The organism is Legionella sp. W05-934-2, from assembly GCF_964199965.1.
Lineage (GTDB): Bacteria > Pseudomonadota > Gammaproteobacteria > Legionellales > Legionellaceae > JAFIFT01.
This window is the reverse complement of the sequence record NZ_CAXMZT010000001.1, coordinates 72,884-94,759: the sequence shown is the minus strand read 5'-3', so window position 1 is coordinate 94,759 and position 21,876 is coordinate 72,884. Positions and strand designations below refer to the sequence as shown.

Genomic DNA, 21,876 nt, shown 5'->3' with positions numbered 1-21,876 from the left:
AGCTAGTAATAGGCCTCTAGAAGATCACTATTTCATCAATAGGATCGTCAGGCATGGGGGAAACTAGTCGCAACAATTGATCGATGATTTTATAATTTGCTTCTGGAAAATCATATTGTGGCAGGTGTTCAATTTCAGACCATCTGATTTTCGGTTGACCTTCTTTGCATTCGGGGATGCCCTGAAATTGGGTCACCAGGAAACATTCCAGACGAACATATTTATCAGGATAATGGTGTTCAGTTGAGTAAAAATGGAATGCCTTTGAGACGATAATGCCAATTTCTTCTTCTAATTCACGATGTAGTGCCTCAAGGAGATTTTCATTCGCTTTAATTTTTCCCCCCGGAAATTCCCATTGGTTGCCATGATCGCGGTGTTTAGGTCGCTGACATATTAATATTTTACCCGACTGAACAATCACTCCGACAACCACATGTATCTTCATTATACTAACGATCCATGGCAGTTTTTATACTTTTTCCCTGAACCACAGGGACAGGATTCATTGCGTCCGACTTTTCGCTCAGCTCTACGATAAGTTTGCTCTGCTAAGGTAGGTTGCGTCTCATCCTGTAGTGACGTTGATTGATTGTGAATAAACTGCATATTGTCAACCCGTTCAGCTTCTCGCATGGATTCAACCTCTGAAACATCAGACTGACTTTCAAGCTCAACGGATGTAAGAAAACGTATCGTATCATATTTGATGGTATCTAACATGTCAGAGAATAACGTGAATGCCTCCCGCTTATACTCTTGTTTAGGATCCTTTTGTGCATAACCACGTAGATGTATCCCTTGACGAAGATGATCCATGACCGCCAAATGTTCGCGCCATTGATAATCAATGGTTTGTAATAACACTGATTTTTCAAGTCGGGTCATCATTTCACGCCCAGCAAGCGCTTCTTTTTTCTGATAAGATTCGATGAATTTCGTTAAAATGTGTTGTTTAATATCTTCTGGTTGGATTTGATGATTTTCTTCGGTCAATTTAGCGATGTCAACATGGATATTGAAATGATCCATTAATATCTGGGTAAGGCCTTCGACATCCCATTGATCTTCCATCGACTCAGGCGGCAAATGCGCATCAACTAAATTGATTACCACTTCATTGCGCATTAATTCAACCACTTCCTGTGTATCATCGAGCGCCATAATCGAAGATCGTTGCGTATAAATCACTTTGCGTTGTTCATTGGCTACATTGTCATATTCCAATAACTGCTTCCGGACATCAAAGTTATATCCTTCCAATTTACGCTGGGCATTTTCAATTGCTCGTGTCACCAACGGGTGAGTAATAGGCTCCCCAGGTTTCATGCCCAATTTTCGCATCATATTAGCAACACGCTCTGAGGTAAAAATTCGCATTAAGGTGTCTTCTAACGACAAGTAAAAACGACTGCTACCCGGATCACCTTGCCGGCCAGCGCGACCACGTAGCTGATTGTCAATTCGCCGAGACTCGTGGCGTTCGGATCCAATGATACGTAACCCGCCAGCGTCAATGACTTTATCATGATTCACTTGCCATTGCTTTCTAATTGCCTCTTGTTCAGACTCTTTAGCATCTTCCGGCAGTTTTGCTAACTCAGCAGCCAGATTACCACCTAAGACAATGTCCGTTCCGCGACCAGCCATATTGGTGGCAATGGTAACAGCACCAGGCCGCCCTGCTTCGGCAATAATCTGCGCCTCTTTTTCATGAAATTTAGCATTTAATACCTGGTGAGCAATCTTTTCTTTTGTTAATACACGACTCAATAATTCAGATGCTTCAATAGACGCTGTTCCAACAAGAACTGGCTGGTTTCGTTTGACGCAATCACGAACATCTTCAATGATAGCTTCGTATTTATCTTGCTGTGTTAAATACACTAAATCGGATTCATCTTTTCGGATCATTGGCCTATTAGTTGGGATAACAACCACTTCCAAGCGATAGATTTGTTGGAACTCATAAGCTTCTGTATCCGCTGTTCCTGTCATGCCTGAAAGCGTATTATATAAACGGAAAAAGTTTTGAAATGTAATGGATGCTAATGTTTGGTTCTCTTTTTGAATTTCAACTTTTTCTTTAGCCTCCACCGCTTGATGCAATCCATCAGACCAGCGTCTACCAGGCATAGTGCGTCCCGTATGCTCATCAACGATGACCACTTCACCGTTGCTGACAATATAGTCCACATCCTTCATGAATAAGTGGTTTGCTCTTAACCCTGCATTGATGTGATGCATTAATTGAATATTTGCGGCATGATAGAGACTGTCTCCCGCTTCAATTAAGCCGCCTTCTTGAAGCAATTCTTCAACATGCGCATGCCCAGATTCTGTTAGATATGCTTGTTTCTGTTTGCGATCTAATGTGAAATCGCCTTCTTTCGCAACCTCACCACCCTCTCCCTCAACTTGCTCAGTCAGTTTTGGGATGATTTGGTTGATTTGTTTGTATAATTTAGAACTGCCTTCAGAAGCCCCTGAAATAATTAATGGCGTTCTCGCTTCATCAATCAAGATCGAGTCAACTTCATCAACAATGGCAAAATTTAACTGACCTTGTACTTTGCCTTCTTCATCGAAAGCCATATTGTCGCGGAGATAATCAAAACCAAACTCATTGTTAGTTCCATAGACAATATCGCATTGGTAAGCCGCTTTTTTTTCTTCCTGTGGCATATCGGGATAAATAACACCAACACTTAAGTGCAGCAAATCATAAATTGGCTTCATCCATTGGCTATCTCGCTTTGCCAAATAATCATTTACGGTTACAACATGCACCCCAAGGCCGCTAATTGCATTTAAATAGGCCGGTAAGGTTCCTACCAATGTTTTTCCTTCCCCCGTGCGCATTTCAGCAATATTGCCTTCATGCAAAACCATGCCGCCAATCAACTGAACATCAAAATGTCGGAGCCCCAACGTTCGTTTTGACGCTTCACGGACAACAGCGAATGCCTCTTCTAACAAGCTCTCTAATGGCTCACCTTGGCTATAACGCTTTTTGAACTCGTCTGTTTTTGCGCCTAACTGCTGATCCGTTAGTTTCTCAAATTCGTTCTCATAGGCATTAATGGCAGCAACCTTCTTTTCCAAACGTCGCAATGTCCGCTCGTTGCGGCTGCCAAACATTTTTTTAATTATCGTATTTAACATAGCCTATAGTTTCCTCTGAGAATGTTGATACTAACACGCATTAATGTACTAAATATTGAATCATTTTTCCATGATCTTGCTGTTCTAATTGCAGGATTGTCTGTTCTAATTCACCTAATCCTGTCATTGTTTTCGTTTGAATCCGATGAGTCAACTGTTTTTTCCATAACTTAGCTCCCGGCATACCATGACATAGGTTCATAATCGGCTTAAAAGTAATCGATAATGGCACGCCCTGTCGTATCCCTTCTTCGATGATAGGAAGATACCTTATAAATGCTTCCACCCGGGATAAAGGCTTCTGGTGTGAAAATAGCTGTCGACCGAATTGGTGGATTAGATAAGGATTATCACAAGCTACACGGCCCAACATCACACCATCGACCTGTTGTAAATGTTGATAAATTGCCTCGATGGTCTTTATATCTCCGTTAATGACAATTGGTAGATGGGGATAGTCCTGTTTTAGGCGATAAACGTAATCATAGTTGATGAGTGGAATGGTCCGGTTTTCTTTAGGACTTAATCCATTTAACCATGCTTTTCGCGCATGGACGATGACTTTATCAACCCCCGCTTCAATTTGCTCAACAATGAAATCATTTAAAAATTCGTAGCTATCATTCTGATCAATGCCTATTCTTGTCTTTACGGTAACTGGAATTGAAACAGATTTTTTGATTGCCTTAATCGCTTCAGCAACAATACTGGGTTTAGCCATCAAACAGGCCCCAAATTGGCCAGATAACACTCTATCACTTGGGCAACCGACATTGAGATTGATCTCATCATAACCAAGCTGTTCGGCTTTAATAGCACACTTTGCTAGCGCTTTACTATCAGCCCCTCCGAGTTGTATGGCTATTGGATGCTCACTGTCATGATATTGTAGACTTTTACCCGGTTGATACTCAATGGCCCCTGTTGTCTGCATTTCAGTGTATAACAACACGTCAGAACACAAAATTCGCATTAATTGGCGAAAGTATGTGTTAGACCAATCAATCATGGGGGCTATCGATAGTGGGGAAATTAACACGGTTATTGAGTAATAAATATTTTAATGGGTTATTATAGCAAAAATCTAATCATATGTCCGTCTTTTAAAGGGGCAAATAGACCTATTCCCCCTTCTCGCTCTTAATTTTACTCACATCAGCAGAGATGGCTTGCTCAATTAAGTCAATAAAGTTTGATTCTGGCAAGCTCCCTGAATCCGAATAGATTGCAATGCCTTCTTTAAAAATGATCAAGTGGGGAATCGAACGTATCTGAAACAGTTCAGATAACTCCGGATGAGTTTGAATATTAACTTTTCCAAATCCTATTTCACTATATTGCTGTGCCACTTTATCAAACGTTTTTGCAAAAGCAAGACAAGGGGCACACCATTCTGCCCAGAAATCCAGGATGGCAATTGAGTGCGTGTCTATAAAATTAGACAGATTTTCAGCGTTTAAATGAGCGACTAACATGGCATCACCTTTGTCTTTTCGATAGCAGCTAAGATGGCATTTGCAATTTTTTCAACAGATTGGGCACCATCAATCACATGGAAACAAACCTCACCCTTCTTGGCGGCTTGTTGATAGAATGCGATTAATGGTTTTGTTTTTTCGTGATATTCTCTCAATCGCTTTGCAACAACAGCTTCTGTATCGTCCTCTCGTTGGACTAAAGGCTCACCAGTGATATCATCAACACCCGCATTCTTAGGAGGGTTTGAACTGACGTGGTAGCTTCTACCCGACGCAGGATGAACACGGCGCCCGGTGATTCTTTCAACGATCAAGCTATCTGGAACGTTTAGGTTAATAACATGATCCAAGCCAATTTTCCCCACTTTCATTGCTTCAGCTTGGGGTATTGTTCGCGGGAACCCGTCAAACAAATAGCCATTTTGGCAGTCGGATTGGGTTAAACGATCCTTCACTAATTCAATTATTAAATCATCGGAAACAAGTTTGCCTGAGTCCATGATTGATTTAACCTGTTTTCCGAGAGTCGAGTTAGCTTGCACTGCTGCTCGTAGCATATCACCGGTGGATATTTGAGGAATACCAAGCTCATGAATAAGGTATTGTGCTTGTGTTCCTTTGCCTGCACCAGGGGGGCCTAATAACAAAATCCTGCTTTTTTTTGTCATGCGTTCACCATATTGTTTGCTTTAAAGTAACCGATAGGGTTACTACTCGTATGTTTCACCGCTATATTCTACCATATTTGATACCACGATTTCCCTGGCAATGAATTTTTACATCGTTCTAACTGGTTTTCATAAATAATAGCACGCTGCTTGACTTTTCGCGCTACATTCACTAGCCATTCCTTTTGTAGATAGGTTTTTCTCATATACCCACCTATTCCCTCATGATAGGCAAGATACAATGCATAAGCATTTGCTGCCGATATGCCCGCTCGTTTTCTCGCGCGATGAGCATACCAACCAATAAAATCAACCGCTTTCCCAAATTCATCGCGAGATGCAAACGCGCCACCGCGTTCATTTTTATACTGTTGCCAAGTCATGTTTAACGCTTGTGTATACCCGGACGCGGTGGATGGACGCTTCCATGGAATAACCCATAATAGTTTGGTTCTAGGTGGTTTTGCACGTCCATTAAAACGTGATTCTTGATGGATTATCGCCATTTGCACAGGAATTGGTATCTGCCAATGACTTTGAACGCGTTGAGCATCCCCATACCACTCGGGGTATTGCTGAAATATTGAGCATACGTTGTTGACGTTATCCGGTGGTTGTTGAACACAGCCATTTAACATGAACGAAAACCCGATTAATAAAATTATCTTTTTCACAGTTTCTCTATTTTCATAAATAGCTTATCCCTAATCACCCTCTAACCCTTGAACGGGTCGAGTGCTTCCCCACTGCTTGCAACTTGGACATAACCAATGCAAGTGTTTGCCACCAAAACCACAATGACTGCAACGATAAATAGGCTTGTTTTCGAGAAATTTACTGGTAATGTCATACAACATTCGCAGCTTTTCTTTTACTTTGCCTTGAGCATTATCAAGATGCCAATGAATGAGTCGATTTATCCCTCTGATTGAAGGGTATTGTTGTAACTGAGAAGCAACAAAATCAATAGCAGCATCCTTGCTTTCATGCTCAGCAATATAATCCGCAATAACAAATAGCATGGATGCTCGAGGCTGTTCGGCTAACCGTTGTTTGAGATAATTGATACATTCAGGCATCGCATTAATCGCTTGATAACACACAACCAAGGTTTCGACAGTCTCACTGACAAAATTTGCATCTTGGCAAGCCACTCTCCGCAAAGCACGTATGGCTAATTTGTATTGCCCTTGTCGACGATTAATATCGGCTTGTAATAAACTTGCTCTGACTGATAATTTATCAACAGCTAACGCTTGTTTAAGGGCCTGGCTGGCAGATTCAAGTTGATTAGCTTTAATTTGATCACTGGCAATTTCACAATAATAATGAGCCATTTGTTGGTTAAATGACTCGCCACTTCGATAGGATAGTTTTTTGACGATTTCAAGTGCCTTATACCAGGATTTTTCCTGCTGGTATATCTCAAGCAATTCAAGTAAGCTTCGATATTCCGTTTTACCACCTAACTCCACCACTTCAAGAAAAATTCGCTCAGCACGATCAAACAACCCTGCACTCATGTAATCCTGACCTAACGCAAGTAAAGCATCTTTTTTGTCTTCTAAGCTCAATTGGGGGCGTGCGATAAGGTTTTGGTGAATTCGGATGGCTCTATCAACTTCTCCCCTGCGGCGAAACAGTGAACCAAGGGCAAGATGTGTCTCGACTGTGTCACTGTCAACTTCTAACAGACGGATAAATACATCAACGGCTTCGTCGGGTTGTTCATTTAATAAATAGTTCAAACCGACAACATATTCTTTGGATAAACGATTGGAAACTGTTTGTTGACGAGATTTATCGCGCTTCATCCCAATAACCCAGCCAGACCATGCTGCTGCAGGCAAAAGCAATGGCCATAAATTCAACATACCCGCATCTCCAAGATGTTATTAATTGGCGTTAATGCTCATTATACATTTAAATCAATTATGCGATTAACGAAACCAACCTTTAAACTAAAGGTAATTGCATGCTATAAGTCTGGCGCATTATCACACTTCATTATATGAATATGTAATAAAAAGCCAAACCATTTATTATTGATGACGTATCAGGTCATTTTACCAACTTGACATGTATACCTTTCGATCCAATGCTATTAATACCTTGGTTGAAAGCATGATGTCAACAAACCCCTACAAATAAATCAGTTAAACAACATAACTAACCAAAACCATCCTAACTTACTGGACGCTTTTATCAGGATGGATAAAAACATGCCCTAACATGGTTGGGTAGGGATTACCTGTGATGGACGCTAGATTAAAAGCACGCTGATTTAGACGCTCTTTCGCTAACCAGGCCATCATCATCGCCTCTAAATAGTTTTCATTGATACCAAATTGAGAAGATGGACTAACCGTTGTGTTAGGTAATAAATAGCTAATACGTTGATTTAATTGGGTATTATGTACCCCTCCACCACACAATATCAATTGGTTTACCGGCGAGAACAACTGAACTTGATTTGCAATGGTCATTGCTGTTAACTCCAACAATGTTGCTTGCACATCTTCAGATGGTATGCCTGGTTTCAATTGATTTTTTAACCAAGCCAATGAAAAATATTCTCTATCAACGCTTTTGGGTCCCGATAAATGAAAATAATGATCTTTTAAAAGTTTTTTTAATAACCCTTGGTTAACATGACCGCAGGCAGCCCATGCACCATCCTTATCAAATTCAACATTTTGAATAGCTTTGATCCAACTGTTCATCAAACAATTGCCTGGACCAATGTCATAGCCTGCCACCAATTGCTCATCAATGAACATAGACAGGTTTGCAATACCACCGATATTGACAATCGCCACCCTATCTTGCAATCTTCCAAAACAATAATCGTGATATAGCGGCGCAAGTGGCGCACCCTGCCCACCTAATGCAATGTCCATGCTTCGAAAATCAGCGACTACTGTGGTTGATGTTTCAGCAGCAAGCGTGCTCGCACACCCTAATTGATAGGTATAAAAAGGCTTTTCTAAGGTCCGATGAGAGATAGTTTGTCCATGAAACCCAATTGCAGCCACATCGCTTGCTTGAATTTGGCTCATGGATAAAAGTTGATTATAAGACTCAGCAAATTCGATAGCTATTGTACGATGCAATGTTCCAATATCTGCTAAGTCAGCATGTCTATTTTGAACAACTCGGCTCAGTAACTGGTATGTTTTCTCTTTGTAATTGAACGTATGTCCGTTAATAAGTCGATTATGCTCATCAATAATGACAGCATCCATACCATCCATACTTGTACCAGACATTAAGCCAGCGAAATAAGCCATATCGTCTCAACACACCCAAATTATCACAAATTAATTACTTATCGTTAATTGATATCGTTTAACGACATCCTATCATAATTATGTCCCCAATCATAAAGGCTATTGGGAATATTTTATGTATGCAAATGAACACGGGTATATACCTAAGAAATGCTCCTTATTTTATCACGAAGCGGAAAAAGTGATAAATTGGAATGTCTTTCTAACATTTGCATTTCACAGAAATATTAGAGGTCATTTCTGGCATTTATACGATTCTTGAGTTTACAATGCTAAGGAAACACCCTTGTTCGTCATTGATAAAGGATTATCCATGCAGCATTGTACAAAAACACCACTGATCTATCTCGGAATGTTAGCGTCCTTCCCGCTTTTGACCTTTGATCTGTTTCAACCTGCCTTACCAACAATGACGGATTATTTTAACACAAATCAATCACTTGGCCAGCTAACCTTAAGTATAAATTTGTTTTTTTATGGGTTTGCACAGCTATTATGGGGACCATTGATCGATCATTATGGCAGACGTAAAATTCTACCCATTAGTTTGTTTTGTTTTATATTTTCCACCATCTTGTGCATCGTATCACAAAATATCTACATGCTACTCATAGGACGAGCACTGCAAGGATTTTTTGCTTGTTGCGCCAACGTGCTGGCGTTTTCATCCACGCGCGACATTCACGATAGCAAACAAAGAGCCCGTACATTATCACAAATTGCCATGTTATTAGCCTTATCCCCTATGCTTGGCCCAATCATTGGTGGATTTGTCTTTGTTTACAGCAATTGGCAAATGACCTTTATCTTGATGATATTCTTTGCATTGATATTATATATTGTAGGAACCCAGGTCATACATGAATCACCGAATTTTCGCACAAAAAAAAATCCAATCAATTTTGTATCCACCTTTAAAAAGTATGCCATCGTCTTAAAACTGCCACTGGTAAGACATAGCATGTTAATGCAGTCGGCATCATTTTCTTGTATCATGGTTGTCGTGGTTAATATTTCTTACCTGTTAATTGATGATCTAGGTATCAAACCTGAGTATTTCGGTTACTTTTTTGCATTTAACGGCTTAACCATAATTGTCGGTAATTCGCTTGGTATTAAATTGAGAAATATTTATTCCATTATTTGGAACATTCGTTTTGGCAGTATCGTGATGACTACAGGCGGAATTCTATTATTAGGCTCAAGTTTTTTGAATGGTTTATCGATAATAACCTTATCGTTTATTTTGATTATCAACATCGGATGCTCACTTCTAAACCCGCCTGCAATCTCACTTGCTCTCAATCGCATGCCACAATTATCAGGCACTATCACGGGCATCATCAACACTTGCCGTAGTTCTATCTCATCGCTAATTGCTTCTTTGGTCGGTAGTTTTGTCGCCCTGCATTTTATGGTATTACCGATTGCCCTGATGGTTTTATCGATAATATGTTTGATAGCTGCATTTTGTTTGTATCGCCCAGGAAGCGATCTACCCTAACGCTTGTTGTTATCCGGAAGGTTAGGGACATTTTCAATTTTAAAACAATCGAAGAAGTTCTGGGTTGTTTGACTAGCTAATAACTCAATTGACTCACCTCTTAATTCTGCCATAAAAAGACCGACATATTTGACAAGCGCCGGATGATTTTGTTTTCCACGGAAAGGTGTTGGGGCAAGATATGGCGAATCTGTTTCAATTAATAGTCGATCAAGTGGAATTTTTTTTGCAATATCTTGGAGATCTTTGGCATTTTTAAAGGTCACAATCCCTGAAAAGGAAATATAAAAGCCAATATCCAGCGCTTTTTTTGCAAATGACCAGCTTTCCGTAAAGCAATGGATAACACCCCCAACTTTTTCCGCACCACCCTCTTTTAATTGTGCGATCGTATCATCACCTGCATCACGGGTATGAATAATTAATGGCTTATTTGATTTTCTGGAAACATCGATATGTTTTTGAAAGGATTCGATTTGACATTGGATGGCTTGAGTTACAATCCCTTCCGGCAATCGGAAATAATCAAGTCCTGTTTCACCAAGCGCAATACATTTTGGATGTGAAATCGCTTGATTGAGCAGATCGTCGGATGTGTAGTTGATAGTATGAGCAGAATGGGGATGAACCCCTGTTGAAAAACTGACTTGCGGGTAACGATCTGCTATCTCAGCTAAGGTAGAAAAATCACTCTTTTCCACAGAAACGCACAACAGATGGTTTACCTGGTTATCGAGCGCTTGTGCAATAACTTGATCTAAATCATTATTAAACGATGTTAAATCCAGCATATTTAGATGACAATGAGAATCGACAAACATAAAGCCCCTTGCTGCTCAAAGATATTTCATATTTTTTTAAATGGTATCGGTGGATTGTGTTGATTTTAACATACCCGCAAGGTATGTTTCGATTTTATTACATAACGGACGACTATTTTCGCCCATGAACTGAAATCCAATTCCTGCAGGTCGATTTCCTTGCGCACCTTTAGGGGTATACCATATTGCTTTCCCACGTATTTGATAGGGTTCTGGTTCGTCAAGTAAAAAAATGGTTAACATGACTTCAGTCCCAACCTTCAAATCTTCGGACATTCTAATAAACAAACCACCTTCTCTTACATATGGCATGTATGCCATATATAAAGCATTTTCTGTTTTAAAAATACATTCTATTTCTTTAATTTCATCACTCATTTAGCAATTCCTCTGCAACCCATGAGAAGTGTTTCACACATGAGGATGTGGTTTAAAGCAATTCCTTTATTAATTAGTTTTATCATAGCATGTATTTGCTGGACTTGTTGAAGCATCATCGTATTGTTACCAAAGTATCCCTTCTGGATATCATTGGAATAATTACTGCGCAGGGATACACCATGTAGGATATATAAAACCCATAGTAAATCTTGTATGGGATATTGCTGCCAATTTTGGGCGATATCACAAGGATGTTCTTTAAGCTCATAGACAGCATTCATTTCGTCAATTAACCGCGATTTGGCATCGAGCAGTTGCATCTTACCTTCATCTTGATTAAGCCACGTTGACAAATGAGCCAAATCATCTTGATTTATTATGGATACAGGTATCTTCCATTGGACCGTTCGACTACGAACGGTTGCTAGAACTTGCGATACATTTTGGCATGTTAGAATAAACACCACATGCTTTGGAGGTTCTTCTAACATTTTTAACAGTGCATTCGCCGCCGACTGATTAAGTTTGTCTACTGCACCAATCACGATAACACGGTAGTTTGCTAAATTTGGTGCCTGATAAATAAACGAAGATAAATCTCGTATGTCAGCCACTTTGACTGTCTGTTGCTCATTAGGCAACTGGATTAAATCAGGGTGCGCGTTTTGCTTAAGCAAAAGACAGGATTGACACTGCCCACAATCTAACATCGAACTACATAGCAATTGGGGTACAAAACCGCGAACCACGTCATCAATGGGTTTTGTGAGTGGGCATTCAATCAAATGCGCATGGCTTAATCGACGCTGCTGTATCAATGTTTGAAAATGGCTTTTCAGTGTTTGTATGGCAATATCCATGGGTTAACCGACTCGCTTTATTAATTCCGTCACATACATGGTAATCGCATTTTGAACTTGTTGGATTGGCAAACTAGCAGAAATCACTCGCGCACGATCACTGTCGGCAATGAGTTGCTTATATCCATTATGAACACGCTCAAAGAACGCTTTCGATTCTTGTTCAATACGATCATAGGTTCCTCTTTGACCGGCTCTTATTAACCCCAATTCTGGCTCAACATCGAGATATAAGATCAAATCTGGTTTTATATCACCCACTGTAAAATCAGACAATTGTTTGATAAATTGCAAACTCATCCCGCGACCATACCCTTGGTAAGAAATGCTTGACCACTCATTGCGATCAGAAACTACCCAAGTACCCGCCCGCAATTTAGGACTAATTACATGTTCCAATAATTGTTTTCTTGCAGCATACATTAAAAGCAGTTCCGTTTCAGCAGACAAAACTTCGTGGTCGATATTGCCTTTGATGATGCTCCTAATTGCTTCAGCAATTGGCGTTCCCCCTGGTTCACGAGCAGTGTGATAACCAATCTGATGTTGCTGCAGTACCGAACAAATAGTCGTTATCGCTGATGATTTTCCAGCCCCTTCTAACCCTTCTACTACAATATAATGACCTTGTGTTGACATTATGATTTCCCTTGAATATAGCGGTCAACTGCTTGACGATGCTGCTGGTAATTGCTGGAGAAAAAATGGTGACCATCACCTGAAGCAACAAAATATAAATAGTTTCCAGTCCTGGGGTGTGCGGCGGCTTCGATTGATGCTTGTGAAACCATGGCAATCGGTGTCGGCGGCAACCCGCTGTATCGGTAGGTGTTGTAGGGAGATTTAACTTGCAAATCATCTTTTGATAAAACGCCTTGGTAGTCTGTACCAAGCGCATAAATGACAGTCGGATCCATTTGCAAACGCATATGATTTTGCAACCGATTGACAATGACCTGAGAAATAATTGGCCTTTCATCATCAATCGCCGTTTCCTTTTCAATAATCGATGCAGCGATTAACATTTCGTAGGGGGTCTTATAGGGCAACCCCTCATCGCGGGATTGCCACGATTTATTAAGGACTGTCTTAAGGTGTTGATTAGCTCTGAATATGAGGTCAGAGGCTTTAGAGCCAGCAGTAAAATAGTAAGTATCGGCCAATAACAAGCCATCTAGTGTATTTGATGGGCTAATCTCTTCAATCACTTCACTACTTAAATCATGTTTAAGCCAAGGCATAGATAAAAGATGGGTCTGAATCGATGACCAAGTTTTACCAGCTATGATCACAAAGGGAAGCTGGACAACGCGCCCCTTATTCAAATCGTCCATAAACTGTATAACCGCATTTTTTCCGACAAATTGGTATACGCCAGCTTGAATTTTATCCATGCCGAGAATCCGCAACCAAAATGATAATAGCTTGGGTTGTTTTATCACCCCTTTTTGGAATAATTGTTGGCAGACTTGATTTAACGTGGTGTTTTTTTCTATCGTAATATAATCGCTATGCAAATGGCCATCGGGATTGGGTTGATAAAATTGATAGATATGTCGACCCCCCCATGTCCCAATACCTATCAAAATAATTATACCAAGTGCAACAACCCATCGAATAGCCATGTCCCAATTATACCTTTTGGAATATTAACGTACCATTAGTACCACCGAAACCTAATGAATTACTGAGCACAAAATTAATACGTCTTGGCTTGGCTTTATGCGCAGCATAATCGAGGTCACAGCCTTCGTCTGGATTATCCAGATTAATCGTCGGGGGGGCAATTTGATCGCGTATTGATAACACAGAATAAATCGCTTCAACAGCGCCCGCTGCACCCAATAAATGCCCAGTCATTGACTTAGTCGAACTGACTGTTAACTCATAGGCATGGGAGCCAAAGATTCGTTTAATTGCTTTAGTTTCATTGATATCATTTAAGGAGGTTGATGTGCCATGAGCATTAATATAATCAATTAAATTAGGTTCAATCCCCGCATCCTTAATTGCCGCTAACATACCACGACTCGCACCGTCCGCATCTTCATCAGGTGCAGTAATATGATAAGCGTCACCTGACATGCCAAAACCACTTACTTCTGCGAAAATGGTTGCACCGCGAGCGCGGGCGTGTTCATAAGATTCCAGCACGACAATACCAGCACCTTCGCCCATCACAAATCCATCTCTATCTTTATCCCAAGGACGAGAGGCTTTTTCCGGTTCATCATTGCGCTTCGACAAAGCTCTTACGGCTGCAAAACCCGCTAAACATAGAGGTGTTGAAGTCATTTCGGTTCCACCTGCCACCATGACATCAGCATCGCCATAAGCAATTAAACGTGCCGCTATACCAATATTATGTGTACCCGTTGTGCAAGCCGTGACGATCGAAATATTAGGACCTTTTAGAGCATGGCGAATGGAAATCTGTCCGGCAGCCATATTGATAATTCCGGCGGGGATGAAGTACGGAGATACTTTTTTAGGACCGGATTCAATCAATCTTTCATTATTGTCAGTAATTGTTTTGATTCCACCGATGCCTGCTCCGACAGCAACACCCGCTCGTTCAAGGTCGACTGTTTCATGCGATATGTTTGCTTGAGCTATCGCTTCGTTGGCTGCAACCATAGCATATTGCGTGAACATATCCATTTTCTTTCGTTCTTTGAAAGGAATATCGTCATCAAAATTTGTGTTTTTAACCTTAGCCCAAATTTTAGTGGAAAATTCTGTTGTATCGAAGGAATCAACTAATGCTACACCGCTTTTTCCAGCAAGAATGGATTGCCAATTCGTTTCAACACTATTGCCTAGGGGAGTCACTAACCCCATTCCAGTTATTACTACTCTCTTTTTAGCCAAAGCAATTCTCCCAAAAAAAGTACCCTTAACATTTCAAATAGGATACTGAAAATAAGTATTGATATGCAACTTTATCATTGTATTGTATAAATATTGATGCCACCTAAGATCCTAATTACTTTGTATGGTTGCTTATTATTCCATTTATCGAACACGTCCTGATTAAGAGTTAGCTTAATGCGACTCAGAATTGCAAGGGATGCCCCCAGATACACCATAATAAACAAAGTCCCCGGTGTTAAAATACCACCGAGGACTCCCGTCAGATTAAAGCCGCCTGCCAAAGCGTATCCTCACCTTTGGCTGGTTCAGTTTAAGCGTCTTCATTACCAATATTGGATTCAACATAGTCAATTGCTTCCTGAACGGTGGTGATTTTTTCAGCCTTTTCATCAGGAATATCTGTATCAAATTCATCTTCAAGCGCTAACACAAGTTCAACGGTATCCAATGAATCGGCACCTAAATCATCAACAAATGATGCATCATTTTTCAACTCTTCATCAGAAATACCCAATTGCTCAGTTACAACTTTTCTAACACGTTCAGCAACAGTACTCATAATTTTTTAATCCTCTTATTAGTATTAAGTAAACAATAAATGCATTTAAAATAATCCAAACTTCTTATTAATTCGTTGTTATCAAAAAATATAACTCAGTTAAGTTTATAAAATTAATTTGATAACGCAAGCTTTTTAATGCATAAATAAGCCACCATTTACATGAATTGTTTCACCTGTTATATAGTTTGCTTTTTCTGAGGCCAAAAAGTTCACAGCCTCAGCAATATCGTCAGGTTGCCCCATTCGCTTCATCGGTATTTTTTTTAACAACTCATCTTTAATCATTTGGGGTAAAGCATCGGTCATGTCCGTTTCAATAAATCCCGGCGCTACCAGATTCACGGTAATATTTCTGCTTGCAATTTCAGCAGCTAATGATTTGGAAAAGCCAACTAAACCCGCTTTAGCTGCTGTATAATTTGCTTGACCACTATTTCCGGTAAACCCAACTACGGAGCTGATGTTAATGATTCGCCCCCATCGAGCGCGAAACATACTTCGTAAACACGCTTTTGTTAATTTAAAAATGGCGGTCAAGTTTGTATCAATTACCGATTGCCATTCATCATCATCCATGCGCAACACTAAATTATCTTTCGTAATCCCGGCATTATTAACCAAAATTAAAGGACTCTGTCCTTTTTCAGAAATCTCTGCAAGTAATGTCTCAATCTGATCGGCTTGACTCACATCCAATACTTTTCCTTCACCTGGTATTGGATAAGATGCTAATGCATCTTGAATTGAAGCGGCACCTGCTGATGTCGTTGCAGTACCAATCACATGATACCCCTCTGATGCCAATTTTTTGGCTATGCTATGTCCGATACCTCGGGAAGCACCCGTTACAAGAGCAGTTTTTATGTCTGACATAAATATCCCATTTACTGATTAGTTAATACTTGGCTTGTTAACAATTGTGATAAGGCTGATATTGGTTTTAAGGAACGATCAATTCGTTTGACCAATCCAGATAAAACGTTGCCAGGCCCTACTTCCAATGCTTCATTTAACGAATAAGTTCTCACCATATTATCGATACTTTCTACCCATAACACAGGAGAGTATAACTGCTTTGTCAACCAGGGTCGTATCTCTTCTGCAGAAGTATAAGGCTTGGCATTCACATTGGCTACTACCGGTGTTTTAGGCGAAAGAAACGTAAACTGTGAAAGGTATGTTTCAAATTCCGAAGCCACGTCTGTTAATAAATCACAATGGCACGGCACACTGACAGGTATCATTTTAGCCAGACGCGCATTTTGTTTTTCAGCTAAAGTAATTGCTTTTTCAACTGCAGCGGTATGACCAGCAACAACAACTTGACCAGGAGCATTAAAATTAGCAGGGCTAACCTTAAATGCTTCATCACTTGCCATATCACATAGGGATGATACCGTCGCATTTTCTAAACCAACGATTGCTGCCATTGCGCCTTCACCCAATGGCACGGCTTCTTGCATCAGCTGGCCGCGTCGTCGAACAATTTTTATACCTTGTTCAATTGTCATCGCGCCAGCACAAACTAACGCGGCATATTCACCCAAACTGTGTCCCGCCATCACCTGAGGGATGGTCTCAGGAAAAGCTTGCCTGAATAATTGGTAGATTAATACATCCGAAGCTAACATCGCGACCTGAGTGTATTCAGTCTGGTTAAGTTTATCGTTTGGTCCATTATGGACTAAATCCCAAACATTAAACCCCGCGTGTTGCGATATCAACTCAAAGTACTGCGTGCAATATTGAGGAAAACAATCATAAAGTTGATTTAACATGCCAACTGACTGGGAGCCTTGTCCAGGAAAAATAAATGCTGTATTCATTTGATGACCTCAATATTTGATAAGCATCGCGCCCCAAGTCATGCCACCACCAAATGATTCAAGTAACATGGTGTCACCCCGCTTCACTTGTTGGTTTTTAACAGCATGATGTAACGTGAGGGGAATCGAAGCTGCCGACGTGTTTCCCTGAGTCTCAATGGTTAAAATTACCTGCGACATCGGTAAATTTAGACGTTTTGCAATGGCCATAATGATTCGCTTATTTGCCTGATGAGGAATTAACCAATCTACCTGCGATTGTTCCATGTTTGCGTCTGCTAGGATTTGATCAACCACTTGCTCCATATGCAAAACAGCTAATTTGAAAACTTCATTACCTTGCATATGTATGGAAGAACGGGTGTCCCGATGAGTGGCGTTGTCATAATTTAATAGACCATCCTGATCAAATTTCGCATGCAAGCGAGAGGCAATAATTCCGGGTGAGTCAGAAGCAGTTACGAGTGCAGCACCTGCTCCATCTCCAAATAATATACAGCTACTTCGATCATTCCAATTCACAGTTTTTGACATGGTTTCACTACCAACCACTAGAATCGAACGATATTTTCCGTTTTGTATATATTGACTAGCAACATCTAGCGCATACACGAATCCACTACAGGCAGCATTCAAATCGAACGCAGGCGTCGTATCTTTTGCTCCGATTGCTTTTTGAATAAAACAGGCGGCCGAAGGGAAAAAGTGGCTTGGTGAACAGGTTGCTGCAATAATCATATCCACATCAGTGGGTGAAATATTCCCATTCCTCATGCAATCAAGGGCTGCCTGCTCTGCCATATACGCAGTTGTTTCTTTCTCATTGGCAATATAGCGACTATGAATACCCGTTCGAGCATAAATCCATTCATCATTCGTTTCTAAATTGGCTGGGAGGTCATCATTATGCAGGTTTTTATTGGGCAAGTAGGCACCCGTACTGTGAATAGACGCATAAATCATAGGATAAGCCCTTCATTTACAAATTCGGTTATTTTATCACGTACTATATTGGCAACATCCCTTTTGGCTAATAAATTTGCCTGTTCAATTGCAGCGACAAAGCCAACGACATTTGCACCACCATGACTTTTAACAACAAGGCCATTTAGTCCAAGCAAGCACGCTCCATTATAATGAGAGGGATCCATCTTTTTTTTAAATCGCTTTAACACGGGTAATGAAATCACCCCACTCAACCGACTAAACCAAGAATATTTAAATGCTTCTTTTAATTGGTGTTGGATAAAACGCGCTAAGCCTTCACTCGCTTTTAATGCGACATTACCGACAAATCCATCACAGACAATCAAGTCAAAGTCACCCGTGAAAAAATCATCTCCTTCGCAATAACCTGCATAGTTTAAACAGCTGCAATCAGCTAACATATTGGCCGTCCGTTTCACCTGATCATTGCCTTTGATTTCTTCAACGCCAATATTTAATAAACCAATTTTGGGATTTTCAATTTTATCCACTGCGCGAATTAAGGCAGAACCCATGACAGCAAATTGGAAGAGATGTTCAGCACATGAATCTACGTTTGCACCAAGATCCATAACACGCGTTGTGCCATGTATCGTTGGCATTTCAGACATGATGGCTGGGCGATCAATGCCCGGGAGGGTTTTTAAAACGAATCGGGAAATAGCCATTAGTGCACCTGTATTACCCGCACTAACGCAAGCATCTGCAATCCCTTTTTTGACAAGGTTTACAGCGACACGCATAGACGAATCACGCTTATTACGCATAGCATGCGAAGGAAGCTCATCCATTTCAACGGTTTCGCTAGCATGAATCACTGTTATTCGAGGATGATTAGCTATTCCATGCTTAATTAACGCTTTTGATACCAGCGTTTCATCGCCAACTAGCAGAAATTTTAATCCTGAATTCCTTTTCAGGGCTTTTGCGCAAGCAGGTATGACCACGGGCAACCCGTAATCACCACCCATTGCATCAATAGCTAGTGTCACGTTGTTCAATATTATTACTCTTCTTCGTAAACGGTTTCACTGTCTACAACTTGTCTACCACGGTAATAACCATCAGGTGTCATATGATGACGCAAATGAGTTTCGCCAGTAACAGCATCGACAGATGTTGTTGGTTTTCTTAAAGCATCGTGTGATCGACGCATATCACGTTTTGAGCGTGATTTTTTGTTCTGTTGCACAGCCATTGTATTGCTCCTAACCAATTTGTCACAATAAAGGAGCAATATTACCTATTTTTTCTTTGGCTGCCAAGTCTTTCGTTAAATTTTTTTCTGTTAAAGATCAAATAAAATACCTGGTAATCCATGACTTTTGCACCTCGTACAGAAAATCAACGCACTTCTGTCTATCTTGTTTTATGTAACCGTCTCCCCAGACATGGGGAGACGGTTACTGTGGTTGTTGAATCGAAGTGATTCTATATGGCGTTCATGACGGTAAGGCACCTTTTTTCATCGGAATGGAAAAGTGGTAAATATAAATGTAGCTCATCAATAATTATGGTTTCAAAGGGGATTTCATCCATTTCTAAAACAACGGGCTCGTATTGATCCATTATCCGCTCTGCTACTTCATCACTATCACACAACCCTATCTGAGTCCTATTTTGATAGGAATACTCGAACGATTCCATGCAACGCTGGCAACACAACGTAAGTTGACAGCTCGTCTTCAAGGTGAGGTCGTAATAATCACCATACTGCTGCAAATTATAAACTATTTGAACGGGGGTTATTGTAATGACGTGTGATGGTAATCTTTCTTGTTCCGGACTGATCATTATTGTATCCGAAGGGGGGTATGACAAATGTAATCGCATATTAGTCTCACAATATACTGAAGATTGCTTAAAATTATTATATAATAGCCTTTTTGTGAACTAAATAACACATACTACATGAACAAAGTAATTGTTGGGATTTCCGGTGGTGTCGATTCTTCCGTTTGTGCCTGGCTGTTAAAGCAGCAAGGATATGAAGTAGAAGGATTATTTATGAAAAACTGGGAGCAAGATGATAAGGATGCCCATTGCAGCGCAGCTTTGGATCTTGCAGATGCCCAAGCAGTTTGCCAACAACTCAATATACCCTTACACACGGTCAACTTTGCTGAAGACTATTGGAATAATGTTTTTACCTATTTTTTAGAGGCTTACCAAAAAGGACGCACACCGAATCCTGATATTCTATGCAACAAAGAAATCAAATTCAAATTGTTCTTTCAATATGCACTTCAACTGGGGGCAGACTTTATCGCCACAGGTCATTATGCCCGAACTAAGCAAATTGATGGGCAATTTAAATTAATCAAAGCAAAAGATAGAGAAAAAGATCAAACGTATTTTTTGCATGCGATTAATCCAAATATCCTCTCGCAAGTCTTATTTCCTATCGGCGATTATCTTAAATCAGAAGTTCGCCAAATTGCTAAGGATCAACATCTTATCACCCATGATAAAAAGGACTCTACTGGAATATGCTTTATCGGGGAAAAGCGGTTCCGCTCTTTTCTAAAGGAATATCTATTAGCCAAGCCAGGCGAAATTATTGATACATTTGGGAAGTCTATCGGTAAGCATGATGGGTTGATGTACTATACAATTGGACAACGTCAGGGTTTAAATATTGGTGGGCAAAAAAATGCGGAAGAAAAACCTTGGTATGTAGTCGAAAAAAAGATTAATACGAATCAGCTCGTTGTTGCACAAGGGACCCATCATCCGCTTCTTTATAGCCAAGGATTGATCTGTCAAGGTATTAACTGGCTAGACAACCAAAGCGCAAATTTGCCCTTGACATGTTATAGTCGAATCCGCCATCGTCAACCAGAGCAAGGTTGTTTATTATCACCACCGGATGCAAAAGGCAGCCATGTGGTGATGTTCACAGAACCTCAACGTGCCGTTTCTCCCGGACAATATATTGTGTTTTACCAACAAAATGTCTGCATTGGTGGCGCCGAGATTGAAGAAGTTATAAAATAATAAGTAGAGAGCATTAATTTTTGGAGCTGTTTATGAGTACTGTCGTAGGCAATCAAGCCGATGATAAACTACAAGATATCATTTTCACTGTGCGTGCCGCGGATAAAGTCTTTTCTCTCCTAGAAGAGGAAAATGATCCTTCTTTGAGCCTACGTGTTTACATCACAGGTGGTGGGTGCTCAGGGTTTCAATACGGCTTTGCTTTTGATAACAAAACGAATACTGATGATATCATTGTCAAACAGCAATGTTCGTTTGGTGATAGTAGTGTTAATCTGGTTGTCGATTCAATGAGCTATCAATTTCTGCAAGGAGCTGAGATTGATTACGTTCAAGGCATTCAAGGCGAGCAATTTGTGATACGAAATCCCAATGCAAAAACCACCTGTGGGTGTGGATCTTCTTTTAGTGTTGATGATGACGAAGAATTCTAGCGAAATATTTTTTCATCACCGTTTACCAA

The 21,876-nt window shown here is 40.4% G+C and carries 23 protein-coding genes; 3 read left to right on the top strand and 20 right to left on the bottom strand.

Annotation, left to right across the window (positions count from 1 at the left end; genetic code table 11):
- Nucleotides 1-16: 16 nt before the first annotated feature.
- From mutT to AB3348_RS00405, 8 genes are all read right to left on the bottom strand, one after another.
- On the bottom strand, nucleotides 17-448 hold the full coding sequence (mutT, locus tag AB3348_RS00440; protein ID WP_367605571.1) for an 8-oxo-dGTP diphosphatase MutT: 432 nt from the start codon (nucleotides 446-448) through the stop codon (nucleotides 17-19).
- Nucleotides 448-3,165 carry a preprotein translocase subunit SecA gene (secA, locus tag AB3348_RS00435; RefSeq protein ID WP_367605570.1) on the bottom strand — a complete coding sequence of 906 codons (2,718 nt, stop codon included), beginning with the start codon at nucleotides 3,163-3,165 and terminating at the stop codon, nucleotides 448-450. The genes mutT and secA overlap by 1 nt, the downstream gene beginning before the upstream one ends.
- A gap of 40 nt (nucleotides 3,166-3,205) precedes the next feature.
- Entirely contained in the window at nucleotides 3,206-4,210 is a 1,005-nt protein-coding gene (dusA, locus tag AB3348_RS00430) for a tRNA dihydrouridine(20/20a) synthase DusA (protein WP_367605862.1), read from the bottom strand.
- Between the two features lie 76 nt (nucleotides 4,211-4,286).
- Nucleotides 4,287-4,640: a thioredoxin family protein gene (locus AB3348_RS00425; RefSeq protein ID WP_367605569.1), complete on the bottom strand. Its 354-nt coding sequence runs from the start codon at nucleotides 4,638-4,640 to the stop codon at nucleotides 4,287-4,289.
- The gene (adk, locus tag AB3348_RS00420; protein ID WP_367605568.1) at nucleotides 4,634-5,311 is read right to left on the bottom strand and encodes an adenylate kinase; all 678 of its coding nucleotides are present in this window, start codon (nucleotides 5,309-5,311) and stop codon (nucleotides 4,634-4,636) included. The genes AB3348_RS00425 and adk overlap by 7 nt, the downstream gene beginning before the upstream one ends.
- Nucleotides 5,312-5,379: 68 nt before the next feature.
- Entirely contained in the window at nucleotides 5,380-5,949 is a 570-nt protein-coding gene (locus AB3348_RS00415; RefSeq protein WP_367605861.1) for a hypothetical protein, read from the bottom strand.
- A 66-nt stretch (nucleotides 5,950-6,015) separates the two neighbouring features.
- Nucleotides 6,016-7,185, bottom strand: coding sequence for a lipopolysaccharide assembly protein LapB (gene lapB / locus AB3348_RS00410; protein ID WP_367605567.1), 1,170 nt, complete (start codon nucleotides 7,183-7,185; stop codon nucleotides 6,016-6,018).
- A 315-nt stretch (nucleotides 7,186-7,500) separates the two neighbouring features.
- The gene (locus AB3348_RS00405) at nucleotides 7,501-8,601 is read right to left on the bottom strand and encodes an anhydro-N-acetylmuramic acid kinase (RefSeq protein ID WP_367605566.1); all 1,101 of its coding nucleotides are present in this window, start codon (nucleotides 8,599-8,601) and stop codon (nucleotides 7,501-7,503) included.
- A gap of 313 nt (nucleotides 8,602-8,914) precedes the next feature.
- Between AB3348_RS00405 and AB3348_RS00400 the strand changes: the two genes are divergently transcribed.
- Nucleotides 8,915-10,105, top strand: coding sequence for a Bcr/CflA family efflux MFS transporter (locus AB3348_RS00400; RefSeq protein ID WP_367605565.1), 1,191 nt, complete (start codon nucleotides 8,915-8,917; stop codon nucleotides 10,103-10,105).
- Here AB3348_RS00400 and AB3348_RS00395 read toward each other — a convergent pair.
- The 12 genes from AB3348_RS00395 to rpmF all read right to left on the bottom strand — a co-directional run bounded on the left by AB3348_RS00395 (nucleotide 10,102) and on the right by rpmF (nucleotide 19,614).
- Nucleotides 10,102-10,926: a TatD family hydrolase gene (locus tag AB3348_RS00395; protein ID WP_367605564.1), complete on the bottom strand. Its 825-nt coding sequence runs from the start codon at nucleotides 10,924-10,926 to the stop codon at nucleotides 10,102-10,104. The two genes, AB3348_RS00400 and AB3348_RS00395, sit on opposite strands and share 4 nt — an antisense overlap.
- 36 nt (nucleotides 10,927-10,962) lie before the next feature.
- Complete coding sequence (locus AB3348_RS00390; protein ID WP_367605563.1) at nucleotides 10,963-11,304, bottom strand: PilZ domain-containing protein; 342 nt, start codon at nucleotides 11,302-11,304, stop codon at nucleotides 10,963-10,965.
- Complete coding sequence (locus AB3348_RS00385) at nucleotides 11,301-12,167, bottom strand: hypothetical protein (RefSeq protein ID WP_367605562.1); 867 nt, start codon at nucleotides 12,165-12,167, stop codon at nucleotides 11,301-11,303. Before AB3348_RS00385 ends, AB3348_RS00390 begins: the two co-directional genes overlap by 4 nt.
- 3 nt (nucleotides 12,168-12,170) lie before the next feature.
- A complete protein-coding gene (gene tmk / locus AB3348_RS00380) occupies nucleotides 12,171-12,806 on the bottom strand; it encodes a dTMP kinase (protein WP_367605561.1) in 636 nt (211 codons plus the stop codon).
- A complete protein-coding gene (mltG, locus tag AB3348_RS00375) occupies nucleotides 12,806-13,792 on the bottom strand; it encodes an endolytic transglycosylase MltG (protein ID WP_367605560.1) in 987 nt (328 codons plus the stop codon). The genes tmk and mltG overlap by 1 nt, the downstream gene beginning before the upstream one ends.
- A 7-nt stretch (nucleotides 13,793-13,799) precedes the next feature.
- Nucleotides 13,800-15,038, bottom strand: a complete 1,239-nt coding sequence (fabF, locus tag AB3348_RS00370) for a beta-ketoacyl-ACP synthase II (RefSeq protein ID WP_367605559.1) — start codon at nucleotides 15,036-15,038, stop codon at nucleotides 13,800-13,802.
- A gap of 313 nt (nucleotides 15,039-15,351) precedes the next feature.
- On the bottom strand, nucleotides 15,352-15,600 hold the full coding sequence (gene acpP, locus AB3348_RS00365) for an acyl carrier protein (protein WP_367605558.1): 249 nt from the start codon (nucleotides 15,598-15,600) through the stop codon (nucleotides 15,352-15,354).
- A gap of 135 nt (nucleotides 15,601-15,735) precedes the next feature.
- Nucleotides 15,736-16,482, bottom strand: coding sequence for a 3-oxoacyl-ACP reductase FabG (gene fabG, locus AB3348_RS00360; RefSeq protein WP_367605860.1), 747 nt, complete (start codon nucleotides 16,480-16,482; stop codon nucleotides 15,736-15,738).
- A 5-nt stretch (nucleotides 16,483-16,487) separates the two neighbouring features.
- Complete coding sequence (fabD, locus tag AB3348_RS00355; RefSeq protein WP_367605557.1) at nucleotides 16,488-17,429, bottom strand: ACP S-malonyltransferase; 942 nt, start codon at nucleotides 17,427-17,429, stop codon at nucleotides 16,488-16,490.
- Between the two features lie 9 nt (nucleotides 17,430-17,438).
- On the bottom strand, nucleotides 17,439-18,392 hold the full coding sequence (locus tag AB3348_RS00350; RefSeq protein ID WP_367605556.1) for a beta-ketoacyl-ACP synthase III: 954 nt from the start codon (nucleotides 18,390-18,392) through the stop codon (nucleotides 17,439-17,441).
- Complete coding sequence (gene plsX / locus AB3348_RS00345) at nucleotides 18,389-19,417, bottom strand: phosphate acyltransferase PlsX (protein WP_367605555.1); 1,029 nt, start codon at nucleotides 19,415-19,417, stop codon at nucleotides 18,389-18,391. Before plsX ends, AB3348_RS00350 begins: the two co-directional genes overlap by 4 nt.
- A 5-nt stretch (nucleotides 19,418-19,422) precedes the next feature.
- On the bottom strand, nucleotides 19,423-19,614 hold the full coding sequence (gene rpmF / locus AB3348_RS00340; protein WP_367605554.1) for a 50S ribosomal protein L32: 192 nt from the start codon (nucleotides 19,612-19,614) through the stop codon (nucleotides 19,423-19,425).
- 713 nt (nucleotides 19,615-20,327) lie between these two features.
- Here rpmF and mnmA point away from each other — a divergent pair.
- Nucleotides 20,328-21,413: a tRNA 2-thiouridine(34) synthase MnmA gene (mnmA, locus tag AB3348_RS00335; protein ID WP_367605553.1), complete on the top strand. Its 1,086-nt coding sequence runs from the start codon at nucleotides 20,328-20,330 to the stop codon at nucleotides 21,411-21,413.
- 32 nt (nucleotides 21,414-21,445) lie between these two features.
- Nucleotides 21,446-21,847 (top strand): iron-sulfur cluster insertion protein ErpA, encoded by a 402-nt coding sequence (erpA, locus tag AB3348_RS00330; protein ID WP_367605552.1) that lies wholly within the window; start codon nucleotides 21,446-21,448, stop codon nucleotides 21,845-21,847.
- The last annotated feature ends 29 nt before the right edge of the window (nucleotides 21,848-21,876 follow it).

Bases quoted from the DNA above. Each gene is read 5' to 3' on its own strand.
- AB3348_RS00395 (WP_367605564.1), bottom strand. From the start codon at position 10,926: ATGTTTGTCGATTCTCATTGTCATCTAAATATGCTGGATTTAACATCG.
- acpP (WP_367605558.1), bottom strand. From the start codon at position 15,600: ATGAGTACTGTTGCTGAACGTGTTAGAAAAGTTGTAACTGAGCAATTG.
- AB3348_RS00425 (WP_367605569.1), bottom strand. From the start codon at position 4,640: ATGTTAGTCGCTCATTTAAACGCTGAAAATCTGTCTAATTTTATAGAC.
- fabD (WP_367605557.1), bottom strand. From the start codon at position 17,429: ATGAATACAGCATTTATTTTTCCTGGACAAGGCTCCCAGTCAGTTGGC.
- mltG (WP_367605560.1), bottom strand. From the start codon at position 13,792: ATGGCTATTCGATGGGTTGTTGCACTTGGTATAATTATTTTGATAGGT.
- lapB (WP_367605567.1), bottom strand. From the start codon at position 7,185: ATGTTGAATTTATGGCCATTGCTTTTGCCTGCAGCAGCATGGTCTGGC.
- AB3348_RS00405 (WP_367605566.1), bottom strand. From the start codon at position 8,601: ATGGCTTATTTCGCTGGCTTAATGTCTGGTACAAGTATGGATGGTATG.
- mutT (WP_367605571.1), bottom strand. From the start codon at position 448: ATGAAGATACATGTGGTTGTCGGAGTGATTGTTCAGTCGGGTAAAATA.
- tmk (WP_367605561.1), bottom strand. From the start codon at position 12,806: ATGTCAACACAAGGTCATTATATTGTAGTAGAAGGGTTAGAAGGGGCT.
- AB3348_RS00390 (WP_367605563.1), bottom strand. From the start codon at position 11,304: ATGAGTGATGAAATTAAAGAAATAGAATGTATTTTTAAAACAGAAAAT.
- AB3348_RS00400 (WP_367605565.1), top strand. From the start codon at position 8,915: ATGCAGCATTGTACAAAAACACCACTGATCTATCTCGGAATGTTAGCG.
- AB3348_RS00350 (WP_367605556.1), bottom strand. From the start codon at position 18,392: ATGATTTATGCGTCTATTCACAGTACGGGTGCCTACTTGCCCAATAAA.
- adk (WP_367605568.1), bottom strand. From the start codon at position 5,311: ATGACAAAAAAAAGCAGGATTTTGTTATTAGGCCCCCCTGGTGCAGGC.
- AB3348_RS00415 (WP_367605861.1), bottom strand. From the start codon at position 5,949: ATGTTAAATGGCTGTGTTCAACAACCACCGGATAACGTCAACAACGTA.
- secA (WP_367605570.1), bottom strand. From the start codon at position 3,165: ATGTTAAATACGATAATTAAAAAAATGTTTGGCAGCCGCAACGAGCGG.
- rpmF (WP_367605554.1), bottom strand. From the start codon at position 19,614: ATGGCTGTGCAACAGAACAAAAAATCACGCTCAAAACGTGATATGCGT.
- erpA (WP_367605552.1), top strand. From the start codon at position 21,446: ATGAGTACTGTCGTAGGCAATCAAGCCGATGATAAACTACAAGATATC.
- mnmA (WP_367605553.1), top strand. From the start codon at position 20,328: ATGAACAAAGTAATTGTTGGGATTTCCGGTGGTGTCGATTCTTCCGTT.
- AB3348_RS00385 (WP_367605562.1), bottom strand. From the start codon at position 12,167: ATGGATATTGCCATACAAACACTGAAAAGCCATTTTCAAACATTGATA.